The sequence below is a fragment of the Acetobacter syzygii genome, from assembly GCF_000964225.1.
Lineage (GTDB): Bacteria > Pseudomonadota > Alphaproteobacteria > Acetobacterales > Acetobacteraceae > Acetobacter > Acetobacter syzygii.
Map to the genome: position 1 here is coordinate 76,790 of NZ_BAMZ01000027.1, position 15,504 is coordinate 92,293.

The following is a 15,504-nucleotide window of genomic DNA, read 5'->3' on the forward strand; positions in this document are numbered from 1 at the left end:
GCAGTGCTTCATGGGCAAAAGGCAACCCTGGTGCTTTGGCGGCGTTTTTAAGGGGCAGGCGCGTGGGACGCCAGTGCAAATTCGTCACAAGACGTGTTCCCGCTTCACACAGCAGGGCAGGAACAGCCTCGCTTGGAAGCCACAAACCGCCAGTGGCGGGCACAATGGGCACAAGGTGGCGGCCATATCAAGCGTAATTGCGCCTCAGGCCATGATGTTTGGGGTGAATGTTTGATTTTTCCATGAAGTCTGGGGCAAGGCCCATTGTTCCGGGGCGCGGGATGACGCAAGAGTAGGGTATGACGTCAGATACCCCTGCCTCCCCCGCGCGTGAAGCGCTTGCCCACGCCATAGCCCATACGGGTCTGCTGCCAGAACTCAAGGAAGAAACCGAGGTTCTGCGCCGTATTGCCCGTGCGCTGGAGCCCGGAGCACGGGCCGTACCGGATGAGGTCTATCGTGCGGTATTGTGCCAGGTGCGCCGCAAAAAATGGATTTCCCGCCTTTTGGATCGTACACGGCGGAGCGGCCGAATCTGGATTACGCGAGAGGAAATAGAAGAGGCGGTCACAGGCATTACCGACCCTGCGGCGGATGATCAGGCGTTAGAACATGCACTGGCACCGGTCAGCCTGGCCCGCTTGCGTGGGTATGGGGCATCGCCACAGGCCGCTTTTGCCGCCATTCAGGCGGATCTGGTGGATATTGGCCGTGTGCCTTCCCCCGCCCAGACCGACCTGCTGCTGATGGCCGTGGCCATAGCCTTCAACCTGCCAGAAGGTGACCCGTTTCTGGAGACGGCCCGCCGGGAAGAGGCCCAGCGCCAGAATACTGCCAGCCGGATTGAAAAAGCCGCACAGAGCCGGCGTGAGCAGGAGGAAGCACACCTTAAGGCGTGGGAGAGCAGCCTTGTACCGTTTAATGAGGTACCTCGGCTGCTGCATTGCTCGCACCGCGAGGCACTGCGCTGGATTGCGGAGAATCGGCTTCCCGTAGCTCGCAAGGTGCAGGAGTCGGGTGGACGGGAACGGTGGGAGTTTGACCCGGCCGCTCTGATTGCCCTGCGTGGCAACCTGTCCGAATGGAGGCGGGATGAACGTGGCCCTGCGGTGGGGCCGGGCAAAGGTAAACATGCGCCGGATATGGGGCGTAAGGTTGCCAACGCCGTTATTGCCCGTGTGGCCGCGCTGGATAAATATGCGGCCCACTTTAGGACCGCCCGCGCCCTTAACCGCCAGATTACGTTGGTGACAGGGCCAACCAACAGCGGCAAGTCCTATACGGCGCTGAATGCGTTGGCTCAGGCAGAAAGTGGTTTGGCTCTCGCTCCGTTGCGTCTGCTGGCGCATGAATTCCGCGAGGCACTGGCTGCGCGTGGAGTCGAAGCCTCTCTCTCCACAGGGGAAGAACGGATTGAAGTGCCGGGGAGCAGGCACCTGGCCGCAACGGTAGAAATGTGTCCGTTCTACAGTCCGGTCGATGTGGCCGTGATTGATGAAGCACAGATGCTGTTCGATACGGATCGGGGGGCGGCATGGACAGCGGCGATCATGGGGGCACCGGCACGGCACCTGTATGTGCTCGGAGCGCCTGATTGTATCCCCATGGTGCGCCGAATAGCCGAACTGTGTGGAGACCCGCTGGACGAAATTTCGCTCGAGCGTAAAAGCCCCCTTAAAGCTGCCAGCCAGCCCGTCCGTCTGGCCGATCTGGGGGCGGGGGATGCACTTATTGCATTCTCGCGCAGGGAGGTGCTGGACTTGCGTGCGGCCCTTATGCAGCACGGCAAGCGCGTGGCCGTGGTGTACGGAGCACTCAGCCCCGAAGTGCGGCGGGCCGAGGCGCAGCGCTTTAACAATGGACAGGCTGACATTCTGGTGGCGACCGATGCCATTGGTATGGGGCTTAACCTGTCCATCAAGCGGGTCGTGTTTGCCGCACTCAAAAAATATGATGGCCGCCAGACGCGTGACCTGACCGTGCAGGAGGTCAAACAGATTGGCGGTCGCGCCGGGCGTTTTGGCAAGCACGAGACCGGGGTGGTTGCGGTGCTGGCTGGCGCAGGCAGCCCAAGTTTTGTCCGTCGTCAGTTAAATGCAGACCCGGAAATGCCCGATGACCTGCGCCCATATGTGCAGCCGGATGCGGATATTGTTAAGGCTGTTGCTTCAGAAATAGGGTCGCAAAGCCTGTATGGCGTGCTGTCGCGTATCCATAGGGCTGTTTTGCGTAAGGACGATCCAAATTACCGCCTTTCCGATATGGAACAGGCCTTTGCGATTGCTTCCGCTCTGGAAGGGGTGGAAGGGCTGGATCTCACGACTCGCTGGTCCTACGCCATGTGCCCCGTGGATGACCGGGATAACGGGATCAGGCGTCTTGTTGGGTGGGCTGCGGACCATGCCGCCGGTCGCCGGGTTCTGCCTCCAGGAACCGGCCCATTGCCTGCGGCTGAGCGCGCAGGGCGGGAAGAACTGGAACGGGCGGAAAAGCGGCATAAGCGGCTGGTCGCCTGGCGGTGGCTGGCGCTACGCTTCCCCACCATTTATCCAGACCGGGAAGAGGCGGAGGAGACAACTCGCAAGCTGAATGACTGGATTGAGCGCGTTCTGCGCCAGCAGAGCCGTGCGCGCCGTAGCACGCACGGGTAAAAAACGGAGGGTGTTACCAGGCGGTGCCGGTCAACCGTTCTGAAGCATCCCAAAGGCGTGCAGCAAGGCTGCTTTTGCGGGCCGTGGGTGGCACAAGGGCTGGGCCGGGAGGGCCTCGGCGTTCCCCTCGCCCCTGCGGGCCGTAATAATCCCCATCCCGTGCCTGGGGGGATAGGGCGGCATATAGCAGAGGCTCGGCACCACCTGCAGCAGACTGGCCCATAAGCCGGAGTACTGCGCCGCCAAGTGTTTGTTCAATCAACCCCAGAGGCTTGGGGAGTGTCGATGCCTGACCATTGGCAACAATGGAGGTAGCCGCCCACCCGGGGTGTGCCGCGCGGGAATGAATGTTCCACCCCTGTTCCCCCGCCCTGCGGGCCAGTTCCTGTGCAAACAGAAGATTGGCCAGTTTGCTCTGCTGGTAAGCTCCAAACGGGCTATAGCGGTGGCGGGACTGCAGGTCGTTAAAGTGGATTGTATTTTTGCCAGCAGCCAGACTGGCTACGGTAACAAGCACGCCCCCCCCGTTCGCGGCTTCCAGTAAAGGACGCAGGTGTGCGCTCAGGGCAAAGTGACCCAAGTGGTTCACACCAAACTGTAGCTCGAATCCATCTTCCGTTTCCATGCGCCGGGTTGGGGCCATAATCCCGGCATTATTGATCTGGATATCCAGCCGATCGGTTAAAGCCGCCACGGCATTGGCGCATGTTGCGATAGAGCGGAGAGAAGCCAGATTAAGCGGGAGGAGTGTAGCATCCACCTGTGGGCAGGCGGCTTGCAGGCGGGCAAGGGCATTCTGCCCTTTTTCAGGGTTGCGCACGGGCAGGATCAATCTGGCTCCGCGGTAGGCAAGCCCCAAAGCGGTCTCAAACCCCAATCCGCTGTTTGCTCCAGTAACCAGAGCGACGCGGCCATTTAGCGCGGGCTGGGTGTTTTTAACCCGCCACGGGGTGCGCCCCATCATGGTAGGGGAGCTTTGAGCTGTTCATCCTGTTCTGCTGCTTTCATGGCTTCCTCCGTCAGACGTTTTTCGTTGTGCTTGATGAACACAAACAGAACACCGATCACCACCAGTGTGGCAGCGCCAAAGCCGACTGCCAGCCAGCCGGACAGTTTGGCAATTTCGCTCCCCAGCAGGTAAGCACATAAGGTGTAGCCCCCTGCCCAGAACATGCCACCAAGCGCGTTATAGAACAGGAACGTATGCCAGGGCATACGGTTCGCGCCTGCCAGTATGGCAACGAACATCCGCAGGATTGCTACAAAACGACCAAAGAAAATAACTGGACCACCGTGCTTGAGAAAAACATAGCGGCCCAGCAGCAGGCGTTCGGGGGTTAGGCCAAAACGTGGGCCATGTTTGCGTAAAATGCCCAAGCCCAGCCGGTGCCCAATCAGGTAGCCCAGATTGTCCCCCATGATCGCACCAGTAACACCGGCAATAATAATGCCTTCGATCTGGAGCTTGTGGGTGGTCGCACAGAAGATTGCGCCCGTAATAAGCAGACTTTCCGCAGGGAGGGGCAGCCCCATGCTTTCCAGCATAACCACAACGCCCACCACGCCGTAACCGTAACGGGTGAACAGGCTTGTCAGATAATCAAGCGAAAAGACGGATTCCAGAGCGTGTAACAGGACAGACAATCCAATTCAGAGACAACAGCAGCAGGAGTGGGGAGGAGCAGAGTCGCGCCCGCCATGTCAAGCCCACAGGGCAAACAACAGAATTCAGGCTGCCCTGCCTAGCATGGAATGGGAAGCGGCACATGCCTTTCCGTTCAGGGCTTTTTGCATGATAAACTCGGAGCATGATGGAACAGAATATGCCTTGCGCTCAAGTACCCCAACCCATGCGTTGTGGAAGTTGGCCGTCCCCCGTAACCGCTGCGCTGGTGGCGGGTAAAAGTCTGACCTTGCAGGAGGTACGCACGACAGGCCAGAGCGTGTTCTGGTTGGAGCGGCGTCCGGCGGAGGGGGGGCGTACAGTGCTTATGCGCTGGACCAGCGGAACGGATGAGGTGGCCGAAGCCCTGCCGGAAGACGCGGATGTTGGTACGCGTGTGCATGAATATGGTGGAGGTGCCTACGCGGTCGCTCATCATGGCATTGTGTACGCCGACAGGCGGACTGCTCTGGTTTGGCAGTTGGTAGAAGGGGCAGCAGACCCCGTTCTACTGGCTGGGGCTGAGGGTGTTCGCTTTGCGGATTTACGGTTTGATCCGGTGAGCTGCACAGTGCTGGCTATACGTGAAGACCATAGACCACAGGGCGAGCCACAGGGTGCGCTTGTTGCATTGGGTCATCAGGGCGGCCTGGACGGGCTGGTGCTGCAAAGTGGTGCAGATTTTTATATGTCTCCTGCCTGCTCGCCTGATGGAGCGTGGTTGGCATGGATTGAGTGGGACCACCCGAATATGCCGTGGGATTCAACGCGCCTGTGTATGGGGCGGGTTGTGCGTGATCCGCAAGGCAACATATGCGCGCTCGAATCTGTCAGGGTTCTGGCTGGTGCCTGTGGTGGCGAATCGCTGGTGGAACCTCGGTGGACGGCAGAGGGACACTTGCTGGTAATTTCTGATCGGGAAGGGCATTGGCAAGTGTGGGAGGTGCAGGCGCTTCAACCAGACGCACCTCTGGCACAATACCCCTTGCCGGAGGGAGAAACCGGCCAGCCCGCATGGGTGTTCGGGCAAAGCAGTTACCAGCCCTTGGCCAATGGCGGGTGTATTGCCCTGACCGTGCGGAATGGGGAGAGCCAGTGCTTTGTGCGCAGTGCTTCCGGCCAGATCCATCCTTTTGCTGGCAGCCCCGATCAATGCCCCATTGCTTTGGAGGATGGTCGGTTTGCATGGGTGGAAGCACCAGTAAATGCCTTGCCTGCGGTTGTGGTGGGGGATGCGGCGCAAGGTGTGCAACGGGTGTTACGCCGTTCGGCCACGCTGGCGCTGGCTGCGGCTGACATATCCTGCCCCGAATCGGTGCGATTTAAGGTGGATGGTGGCGATGGCACATTAGGCCACGCGTTTTTTTACCCTCCAGCCAATGAGCAGGCTTGTGTACCGCCAGATGAAAAACCGCCCATGATTGTGCTGGTGCACGGAGGGCCAACGGCCCGGGCGCAAGATGGTTTTTCCTTTAAGGTGCAGTGGTGGACATCGCGTGGTTTTGCGGTTCTGGATGTGAATTATGGCGGCTCAACCGGGTTTGGTCGGTCGTGGCGGAATCGGTTGCAAGGCCAGTGGGGTGTGGTGGATGTGGCAGATTGTGTGGCGGCCTGCCGCCATATGGTTGCCACAGGTCGAGTGGACCCGAATCGTATTGCCATTCGAGGTTCAAGCGCTGGCGGTATGACCGTGCTGCTGGCACTTGCGGCTGCCTCCGACCTGTTTGCTGCCGGGGTCAGCCTGTATGGTGTAACCGATCTGCGGGCACTGGCGCAGGAAACACATAAGTTCGAAGCCCGGTACCTGGATGGACTGGTTGGCCCATGGCCCGATGCAGAAGATGTTTATGTGGCGCGTTCGCCCATTTCCGTTGCCAGCCGGATTCGCGCTCCTGTGCTGCTGCTACAGGGGTTGGAGGACAAGGTCGTGCCTCCTTCGCAGGCCCATGCCATGATGGCGGCGCTGCAAGCCGCGGGTACGCCCTGCACATTGCGTGAATTCCCCGGTGAGGGACATGGGTTCCGTAAGGAGGAGACGATTCGGCAGGCGCTGGAACTGGAACTGGCGTTTTATGGCCGGGTTTTTGGTTTTGAACCTGCTCCCCCTGCGTAAGAGCGCGGAAGAGTAAGAGACCGAGTCGAAAAAACATGGGGCTGAGTTTTTGCAGCCCCATGTTTGGGTCATAAAAATTTTATTGTTGGTACAGACCCAATGTTAGTCTGCATACTGCGGGCTGTAGGTCAGGCTTTCTATCCACGCCCGAATATCTTTGGGGCGTTCTACCGTTGCGGCTCCCTGATCAAAAATAAACTCGGCAATGCGTGCGGCAGACGTAATGGATACGTCCAGAATATCGCTCTGGGGCGGGAACAGCCGCCCCCGCTCGCGGGAGGCCGGGTCAACCTGATCGGCAAGTGCACGAGCGGCTTCAATAACCATGTCATCCGTAATCCGTTTGGGGCAGGTTGCGTAAACCGCCAGCCCCAAAGCGGGGAAGATATAAAAATTATTGGCCTGCCCAGGGTAGAAGGTTCTTTCGTTCCACGTCACTTCGGGGAACTGTAAGCCAGCAGCAAAAAGAGCCTGTCCCTTGGACCATTCGTAAGCTTGTTCGGCTGTACATTCCGAGTTTTTCTGTGGGAGTGAAAGCGGGAAGATAATAGGGCGCTCGTTCAGTACGCTCATGGCTTCCACGACGTTTTGTGTAAAAGCCCCACCAGAGGTGGAAACGCCAATAAGCACTGTGGGTTTGATGGCCTTGATCATGGCCAGTAGATCGCGTGAGGGAGGGAGGGGTTTGGCATAGCGTTTCTGCTGGGGCGTCAGGTCCGTACGAGTGGTTTCGAGCAGCCCGTTCACATCCATCAGCGTGATTCGCTCAATGGCTTCCTGCTCGCTGACTCCTTCCTGCTTCAGGGCGGAAATCAGCATATCTGCCGTGCCTAGTCCGGAAGAACCCGCACCAAGGAACAAAAACCGCTGTTGTGCCAATGTTTCGTTCTTGATTTTGAGCGCGGTAATAAGCCCTGCAAGGGTTACAGCCGCAGTGCCCTGAATATCATCATTATAACACAGAACCCTGTTGCGGTATTTTTCCAGATAATGGAGGGCGTCCGTGCCTTTCCAGTCTTCAAAATGCAGGCAGGCGTTGGGAAAGACGTCTTCCACCGCCGCAACAAATTCATCCACAAATGCGTCCAGCTCTTCCAGTGGCGGTGGTTCGCGCCGTAGGCCAAGGTAAAGCGGGTCTGCACGCAGGGCGCTGTTTGTGGTGCCAATGTCCAGTTGTACGGGCAGTAACACTTCTGGCGGTACGGCACCACACGCGGTGTAAAGATCCAGCTTGCCAATGGGAATGCCCATGCCGTTTACGCCAATATCCCCCAGCCCCAGAATGCGCCCGCCGGTGGTAACGCACAAAAAGCGTACGTTTTCCAACGGCCAGTTGCGGAGCACATCGCGGATTCGGCCTCGCATATCCAGACTGATGTACATGCCCCGAGGGCGGCGGTAGATATGGCTGAACTGTTGGCATACAGCTGCCAGTGTGGGCGCATACACAATGGGAACAAACTGCGCAGGGTTGGACATGAGAACCCGGTAGAACAACGTTTCGTTCTGGTCGCGCAGGCCGCTCAGGTAGATGTAGCGCTCCAGATTGCTCGGTTTGGCTTCCAGATGCCTGTGGATTCGTTCGACCTGTCGGTCCAGGGTTTCCACCTGAGTGGGGAGGAGTCCTTCCAGCCCATATTCGCGCCGCTCTGCTTCGGTAAAGGCTGTACCTTTATTGCGCAGGGCATTGTTGAGCAGGGCTGTTCCTCTGAGAGTCGGGGCAGAAGGCATGGTCACTCCTTGGAAAGCAAAAACAGCGTCAGGCTAACAGACAAGGGTACAACCCGGAACACATGCCACTGTTCCAAAGGCCGGAACGGGTTTGTTGTGTTTGCAGGGCAGATGGACGATGGGCGCAATAAAAAAGGCGACCCAAAGGCCGCCTTTTAAAAACCTGTATTCGAAGGGCTGAAAAATTACAGCTTTTCGACCTGATTGAATTCCAGATCCACCGGGGTGGAACGGCCAAAAATCGAAACGCTGACTTTCAGACGACCCTTTTCTTCGTCCACTTCTTCAATCACACCATTGAAGGAGGTGAAGGGACCATCAGCAACACGAATCTGCTCACCCACTTCAAAGGTAACAGCAGACCGGGGGTGCTGTACGCCTTCTTCCGTCTGGCGGATAATCCGCTCAGCTTCTGCTGCGGAGATGGGAGTAGGGCGATTTTTGGTGCCCAGAAAACCCGTAACCTTAGGTGTGTCCTTGACCAGATGCCATGACTCGTCGGTCATTTCCATCTTGACCAGCACGTAACCGGGGAAAAACTTGCGTTCCGCATTCACCTTCTGGCCACGGCGGACTTCAATCACTTCCTCGGACGGGACAAGAATTTCTTCAATATGATCGCTCAGCCCCTTCTGTTCCGCGTCTTCACGGATATGCTGAGCAATTTTCTTTTCGAAGCCCGAATAGACGTGGACCACATACCAACGCTTGGCCATGCCGTTTCCTCAGCCTCCCAGCCCGAAAAGTTGACGTACGCCCAGACCGATCAACTGGTCCACGACGAAGAAAAAAATGGATGCCAGACCTGCCATAGCCAATACGGCACCGGTGGTGACAAACGTTGCGCGGCGGGTGGGCCATGTGACCCGTTCCGCCTCGGTACGCACATCATGCAGGAACTTACCGGGACTGAACGACACGAACCACACTCTCCTCAGATTCAACCCCGCAAGCACGAACGCAAGCGCGAGCTTTAAATCAAAACCACTCAGATTGTACGATAAGCCGCGTTTTACAGGTGAAAAGCGGAACCTTCCGTACACCACGTGAAAATCTGGCAGGGGTGGAGGGTCTCGAACCCACAACCTCCGGTTTTGGAGACCGGCACTCTAGCCAATTGAGCTACACCCCTGCAGCGTGTCCGCCACGGCTGGAAAAGACCTATAACGGAAACCCGTTCGTCTGACCAGCCACAAAAGTTGCGGACATCACAGGTGGCGGAACAAAATATGTTGTGGCCTTAAAGTCAAGTGCCCATTGCACATTATTGTTGGCAACGTCCGGGTCGTGGAACAAAAACACAGTCGGGGGCTTGCAGTGCGTACGCAGTATGGAATATAAAACGGCCAAACTTTGGTACGCGGGCATAGCATAGTGGTAATGCAGTAGCCTTCCAAGCTACCGAGGAGGGTTCGATTCCCTCTGTCCGCTCCAGGTTTTCAATCCCAAAAAATATCACCCATTCGTGACCCATGGTTATGGGTATCGCCCTGTCGTGGTCAGCCGGGGCTTTGGTGGGTTTATGCCCGCCGGACCGAGCGTTTGCATGGTCATGGCCGTGGCTGTTTGTCGGCCCATAATCTGCCGCATTGGGCCAAAGGAATAAAATAGGGCCGTTCTGCCAGTTGCGTGGCTGTTGTGGTCATGCTAGAGGCCGCGCCAACAGGTGCAGTTAAATTTGGATTCATCGGCTGATGGTCTGGGTTGCACCATTGTCAGTGTGGAATGCCGGCGCGCACAGAAGGAAAGAACCAAAGAGTGGTGGCCTCGGGCGTAACGACAGCACAACCAGTTGCTTTTGCGGCCAACGGTCTTGAAGGCCGTTATGCGATTGCACTTTATGATCTGGCAGCCGAACAGCGGCAGCTGGATACCGTGCTTGATGAGAGTGGCGCACTTGCGCGCCTGATTGATGAGAGTGCGCCTTTGCGCACTGTTCTGGAAGACAGGCGCCTGGATATTCTGGTGTCTCGCAAGGCCGTGCTGGCCGTGCTGGAGGCTCAGGGATTCGGTCAGATTCTTCGTAATTTTGTGGGTGTTGTGGCTGATAACCGCCGCCTGCCCGTTCTGCGTCGGATACTTGCTGCGCTTGATGCGCTGGCTGTAGCCCGCCGGGGCGAGGTTGTGGCAGAGGTGAGCAGCGCAGTCGCACTGACTGCAGAGCAGCGGACCCAGCTTCAGGCTCGTCTGGCCGAAGCCGGTTACTCCCGCATCAATATTCGTGAGCGTGTTGACAGCGCCCTTCTGGGCGGCCTTGTCGTCCGCGTAGGGGCTAAGCTGTATGACGCCAGCCTCAAAACCCGCCTGTTTCGTTTGCATTACGCCATGAAGGGAGCCGCGTGATGGAAATCCGTCCCGCAGAGATTTCGGATATCCTCAAGCAGCAGATTGCCTCGTTCGACAAGGAATCTGATGTTGTCGAAACCGGCACAGTTCTGTCTGTCGGGGACGGGATTGCCCGCGTGTTTGGCCTGCAGAATGTTATGTCTGGCGAACTGGTGGACTTTCCCGCTTCTGGTCAGAAGGGCATGGCCCTGAACCTGGAAAGCGATAACGTCGGTATCGTTATTTTTGGTGATGACACCAATATCCGCGAAGGTGACAACGTTACCCGTTCGGGTATGGTCGTCAGCGTGCCTGTTGGTAAGGGGCTGCTGGGCCGCGTTGTCGATGGTCTTGGCAACCCGATTGATGACAAGGGGCCGCTGGTTGACGTTGAACTGCGTCGTGCAGAAGTCAAGGCTCCCGGCATTATGCCGCGTCAGTCCGTTAGCGAACCCATGCAGACCGGCATTAAGGCTATTGATGCTCTGGTGCCGATTGGCCGTGGTCAGCGCGAACTGGTTATTGGTGACCGCCAGACCGGTAAAACCACTATCCTGACCGATACCATTCTGGCCCAGAAGAGCGTTAACGAGCAGGGTGACGACAAAAAGTCCCTCTACTGCATTTACGTGGCCGTTGGCCAGAAGCGTTCCACAGTTGCGCAGCTTGTGCGCCTGCTGGAAGAAAAAGGCGCGATGAAATATTCCATCGTCGTGGCCGCTACCGCTTCCGATCCGGCACCCTTGCAGTATCTGGCACCTTACGCTGCTTGCGCAATGGGCGAATACTTCCGTGATAACGGGATGCACGCTCTGATCTGCTATGACGATTTGACCAAGCAGGCTGTAGCTTATCGCCAGATGTCCCTGCTGCTGCGTCGTCCGCCAGGCCGTGAAGCTTATCCGGGGGATGTGTTCTATCTGCATTCCCGCCTGCTGGAACGCGCAGCAAAAATGTCCGACGCCAACGGCGGTGGTTCTCTGACGGCTCTCCCCGTAATTGAAACGCAGGCTGGTGACGTTGCTGCTTATATTCCTACCAACGTTATCTCCATCACCGACGGTCAGATCTTCCTTGAAACGGATCTGTTCTACAAGGGTATCCGCCCTGCTGTGAACGTTGGTGGTTCCGTGTCCCGCGTTGGTTCTGCTGCGCAGATCAAGGCCATGAAGCAGGTTGCGGGCAAGATCAAACTTGAACTTGCTCAGTACCGTGAAATGGCAGCCTTCTCCCAGTTCGCTTCCGATCTGGACCCGGCAACGCAAAAGATGCTGGCCCGTGGTGCGCGTCTGGTGGAACTGCTTAAGCAGCCACAGGCTTCCCCATTGTCGGTTGAAGAACAGGTTGTTCTTCTGTTTGCTGGCACCCGTGGTTTCCTTGATGGGATTGACACCAACAAGGTTGTGGCATGGGAACGCGCAGTGCTGAGCGATCTGCGGAGTGCTGGTAAAGATATTCTGGATACGCTGGGCAAGGACAAGGCTATTTCCAAGGACCTTGAAGCGCGGCTGAGTGAATATCTGACCGCCTTCAACCGCAACTTCGCCGGCTGAGGGAGCAGAAGCACTCATGGCTTCCCTTAAGGAACTACGCGCCCGGATCGGAAGTATCAAATCGACACGGAAGATCACGAGCGCCATGAAAATGGTGGCGGCTGCCAAACTGCGGCGGGCGCAAGCCAGCGCAGAAGCTGCTCGTCCTTATGCGGCAGCCATGCGCCGTATGCTGGGTGAACTGGCAGGTGCTACCAGAGGTGAGGACGGAGCGCCCCGCCTTCTGGCTGGTACAGGTCAGGATAAGGTGCATCTCCTTGTCCCCATGACCAGTGACCGTGGTTTGTGTGGTGGCTTTAATGCCAACGTGCATCGTCTGACGGTACAGAGCATCCGCCGCCTTCAGTCTGAAGGCAAGACGGTACGTCTGTTGCCGGTTGGCCGTCGCGCTCTGAATTTTTTCATGCGCGACTATGCTGATCTGATCATCGATCATGTGACCGGCACAAGTGCCAAGGAAATTCCGTTTTCCGTTGCCAGTGGTCTGGGTGATAAAATCAACGCTCTGCTTGAAGCAGGCGAGATTGATGTCTGCACGCTTGTGTTCAACAAGTTTCGCAATGCGATGACGCAGGTGCCGACATGCCAGCAACTGGTGCCGATGATTGTTGAGGATGCAAGCCATGAGCTTGAAGCCTCTAACGACGTGGCACAGTATGAATTTGAACCCGATGAAGCAACGCTGCTGGCCATGCTGCTGCCGCGTAATCTACAGGTTCAGATTTATGCTTCGCTGCTGGAAACGGTTGCGGGTGAAAACGGTGCCCGTATGACGGCCATGGATAACGCAACGCGCAATGCAGGCCGCACCATCGATAGTCTGACGCAGGTCTATAACCGGACCCGCCAGACCAATATTACTAACGAGCTGATCGAAATCATTTCGGGCGCACAGGCTGTCTGAGCCCGATCGTATGCCCCGCAGGAGCTGACCCATGTCGGATACCACAACCCAGACCCAGGCCCCTGCGGCCACGAAGACCAATGCTGTTGGCCGCATTACCACCATTAAAGGGCCGGTTGTTGATGTGCAGTTCGAAGGCGAACTGCCCAAAATTCTGAACGCGCTGCATGTTAAGCTGGGCGATCAGATCCTTGTGCTCGAAGTGGCGCAGGAAATCGGCGAACACGAAGTGCGTTGCATTGCCATGGACACGACCGATGGTCTGGTCCGTGGTACGGAAGTAGTCGATACAGGTGCACAGATTTCCGTGCCCGTTGGCCCGGAAACGCTTGGCCGTATTCTGAACGTGATCGGTGAGCCGATTGACGAACAGGGTCCTGTTCAGACCGCACGCCGCGCCCCGATTCATCGTGATGCCCCTGCTTTTGACGAGCAGGCTGCGGCATCCGAAATTCTGATGACCGGCATCAAGGTTGTCGATCTGCTGTGCCCTTACCTCAAGGGTGGTAAGATCGGCCTGTTTGGTGGTGCTGGCGTTGGCAAGACTGTTATTATTCAGGAACTGATTAATAACATTGCTAAGGCACACGGTGGTGTTTCCGTGTTTGCTGGCGTTGGTGAACGTACCCGTGAAGGGAACGACCTGTATTACGAAATGCAGGACGCAGGCGTTATCAAGCTGGGTGAAAATGGCTCCACCGAAGGTTCCAAGGTGGCACTGGTATTCGGTCAGATGAATGAACCGCCGGGTGCCCGTGCCCGTGTGGCTCTGACTGGTCTGACCATGGCGGAATATTTCCGTGATGAAGAAAACCAGGACGTTCTGTTCTTCGTTGATAACATCTTCCGCTTTACGCAGGCTGGTTCGGAAGTATCCGCTCTGCTGGGTCGTATTCCTTCTGCCGTGGGCTACCAGCCGACTCTGGCAACGGAAATGGGCGCCCTGCAGGAACGTATTACATCCACCAAAAAAGGCTCCATCACGTCCGTTCAGGCCGTGTATGTTCCTGCCGATGACTTGACCGACCCGGCTCCAGCCGCAACCTTTGCCCATCTGGATGCCACAACCGTGCTGAATCGTTCCATTGCAGAAATGGGCATTTACCCAGCAGTTGACCCGCTAGACTCCACATCTCGTGCACTGGACCCACAGATTGTGGGCGAAGAGCATTATGCTGTGGCTGGCGAAGTGCAGCGTATTCTGCAGACTTACAAATCCTTGCAGGATATTATTGCCATTCTTGGTATGGATGAACTGTCCGAGGATGATAAGCTGGTTGTTGCACGTGCTCGTCGTATCCAGCGCTTCCTGTCCCAGCCTTTCCACGTGGCAGAAGTGTTTACGGGTGCACCGGGTAAGCTGGTGTCCGTGACCGATACGGTTCGTTCCTTTAAGGCAATCTGTGCTGGCGAATATGATGACCTGCCGGAAGCCGCCTTCTACATGGTCGGAACAATCGAAGAAGCCGTTGCCAAGGCAGAAAAACTGAGGGAGTCGGCCTAATAGCCGGCTTCTGGAGGGAGCTTCATTCATGCCAATCCAGATTGAGATAATCAGCCCTGAAAAGGTTCTGGTGTCGCGTGAGGTAGATATGGCCGTTCTTCCGGGCATGGAAGGCGATATTGCCGCCATGCCGGAACACTCGCCCATGATGCTTCTTCTGCGTGGTGGCGTTGTTGCCCTTTATGAAGGGGACAAGGTTACAGATCGCTATTTTGTAGGGGGCGGCTTTGCCGATATTACCCCTACACGTTGTACGGTACTGGCTGACAAAGCCGTGCCTGTTGCTGATATTTCGATTGATACGGCAACAGCACAGCTCGAAGCTCTGTCCGAAGCATGGGACAAGGCCGATAAGACCGACACGTCGCGCCTTGTTGTTTTGCAGGACCAGATTCAGGCTGTTCGGGCGGAAATTGAAGCTGGCGCAGCAAGCTAGGTTTTCCAGATCCGATAAAGTTTAAAAAGCCACCCAAAAGGGTGGCTTTTTTTTATGTTTGATGATCAGCCTCGTCCTTTGTAGGAGGGAACATCCTGCGAAGGAATCCACACTCCTGCTGGTGGCTCACCAGTTTGCCAGAAAACATCAATGGGAATACCACCGCGGGGGTACCAGTAAGCGCCAATGCGGAGCCATACAGGGTTGAGCAGCTCAACAAGTGTATTGGCAATTTGTACGGAACAGGATTCGTGGAAAGCTCCGTGGTTCCGAAAACTGGTGAGGAACAGTTTGAGGGACTTGCTCTCCACAATCCACTGGTCTGGCACGTAATCTATAACAATATGAGCAAAGTCGGGCTGGCCGGTAATGGGGCACAGAGACGTAAATTCTGGCGCGGTAAACCGGACCATATAACGCTTGTCGGGGTAGGGGGCGGGGACACGCTCCAGAACTGCCTCTTCCGGGCTGTTGGGGGGAGCAATCTGACGGCCAAGCTGGGTAAGGGCCTGACTGCCATCATCCGGTTTGTTCATGGTGTTCTCCAGATGGTCATGGTTTTTTATTGGTGTCCGGCTTGTGCGCTCGTTCGTCAAGTTTCATGTGTGACTTTATGGGTTCTGT

Annotated in this window: 13 protein-coding genes and 2 tRNA genes; 8 read left to right on the plus strand and 7 right to left on the minus strand. The window is 56.8% G+C overall.

The features are described from left to right. The first annotated feature begins 299 nt into the window (after positions 1 to 299). A complete protein-coding gene (locus Absy_RS10125; RefSeq protein ID WP_048854635.1) occupies positions 300 to 2,651 on the plus strand; it encodes a helicase-related protein in 2,352 nt (783 codons plus the stop codon). A gap of 13 nt (positions 2,652 to 2,664) precedes the next feature. Here Absy_RS10125 and Absy_RS10130 read toward each other — a convergent pair whose 3' ends face one another. Next, positions 2,665 to 3,615, minus strand: coding sequence for an SDR family oxidoreductase (locus Absy_RS10130; RefSeq protein WP_084597102.1), 951 nt, complete (start codon positions 3,613 to 3,615; stop codon positions 2,665 to 2,667). Continuing rightward, the gene (locus Absy_RS10135; RefSeq protein WP_084597130.1) at positions 3,612 to 4,196 is read right to left on the minus strand and encodes a DedA family protein; all 585 of its coding nucleotides are present in this window, start codon (positions 4,194 to 4,196) and stop codon (positions 3,612 to 3,614) included. The genes Absy_RS10130 and Absy_RS10135 overlap by 4 nt, the downstream gene beginning before the upstream one ends. 263 nt (positions 4,197 to 4,459) lie before the next feature. Between Absy_RS10135 and Absy_RS10140 the strand changes: the two genes are divergently transcribed. After that, a complete protein-coding gene (locus tag Absy_RS10140) occupies positions 4,460 to 6,427 on the plus strand; it encodes an alpha/beta hydrolase family protein (protein WP_048854637.1) in 1,968 nt (655 codons plus the stop codon). 102 nt (positions 6,428 to 6,529) lie between these two features. On the opposite strand, the gene Absy_RS10145 is transcribed toward Absy_RS10140, so the two are convergent. The 4 genes from Absy_RS10145 to Absy_RS10160 all read right to left on the minus strand — a co-directional run bounded on the left by Absy_RS10145 (position 6,530) and on the right by Absy_RS10160 (position 9,290). Next, entirely contained in the window at positions 6,530 to 8,158 is a 1,629-nt protein-coding gene (locus Absy_RS10145) for an NAD-dependent malic enzyme (RefSeq protein WP_048854638.1), read from the minus strand. Positions 8,159 to 8,343: 185 nt separating this feature from the next. Continuing rightward, complete coding sequence (gene nusG, locus Absy_RS10150) at positions 8,344 to 8,874, minus strand: transcription termination/antitermination protein NusG (RefSeq protein ID WP_048854639.1); 531 nt, start codon at positions 8,872 to 8,874, stop codon at positions 8,344 to 8,346. Between the two features lie 9 nt (positions 8,875 to 8,883). Then, positions 8,884 to 9,078, minus strand: coding sequence for a preprotein translocase subunit SecE (gene secE, locus Absy_RS10155; RefSeq protein WP_048854726.1), 195 nt, complete (start codon positions 9,076 to 9,078; stop codon positions 8,884 to 8,886). 135 nt (positions 9,079 to 9,213) lie between these two features. Beyond that, a tRNA-Trp gene (locus Absy_RS10160) sits at positions 9,214 to 9,290 on the minus strand. Between the two features lie 228 nt (positions 9,291 to 9,518). Here Absy_RS10160 and Absy_RS10165 point away from each other — a divergent pair. From Absy_RS10165 to atpC, 6 genes are all read left to right on the plus strand, one after another. Beyond that, positions 9,519 to 9,592 (plus strand) — tRNA-Gly (locus Absy_RS10165). A gap of 291 nt (positions 9,593 to 9,883) precedes the next feature. Beyond that, positions 9,884 to 10,501, plus strand: coding sequence for an ATP synthase F1 subunit delta (gene atpH / locus Absy_RS10170; RefSeq protein WP_048854640.1), 618 nt, complete (start codon positions 9,884 to 9,886; stop codon positions 10,499 to 10,501). Further along, entirely contained in the window at positions 10,501 to 12,036 is a 1,536-nt protein-coding gene (gene atpA / locus Absy_RS10175) for a F0F1 ATP synthase subunit alpha (RefSeq protein ID WP_048854641.1), read from the plus strand. Before atpH ends, atpA begins: the two co-directional genes overlap by 1 nt. Before the next feature lie 16 nt (positions 12,037 to 12,052). Then, the gene (locus tag Absy_RS10180; protein WP_048854642.1) at positions 12,053 to 12,940 is read left to right on the plus strand and encodes a F0F1 ATP synthase subunit gamma; all 888 of its coding nucleotides are present in this window, start codon (positions 12,053 to 12,055) and stop codon (positions 12,938 to 12,940) included. A 31-nt stretch (positions 12,941 to 12,971) separates the two neighbouring features. Continuing rightward, the gene (atpD, locus tag Absy_RS10185; protein WP_048854643.1) at positions 12,972 to 14,444 is read left to right on the plus strand and encodes a F0F1 ATP synthase subunit beta; all 1,473 of its coding nucleotides are present in this window, start codon (positions 12,972 to 12,974) and stop codon (positions 14,442 to 14,444) included. A 28-nt stretch (positions 14,445 to 14,472) separates the two neighbouring features. Then, complete coding sequence (gene atpC, locus Absy_RS10190) at positions 14,473 to 14,880, plus strand: ATP synthase F1 subunit epsilon (RefSeq protein ID WP_048854644.1); 408 nt, start codon at positions 14,473 to 14,475, stop codon at positions 14,878 to 14,880. Positions 14,881 to 14,945: 65 nt separating this feature from the next. Here the strand turns inward: atpC and queF are convergent, their stop codons facing one another. After that, positions 14,946 to 15,416 (minus strand): preQ(1) synthase, encoded by a 471-nt coding sequence (queF, locus tag Absy_RS10195; protein ID WP_048854645.1) that lies wholly within the window; start codon positions 15,414 to 15,416, stop codon positions 14,946 to 14,948. Positions 15,417 to 15,504 lie beyond the last annotated feature (88 nt).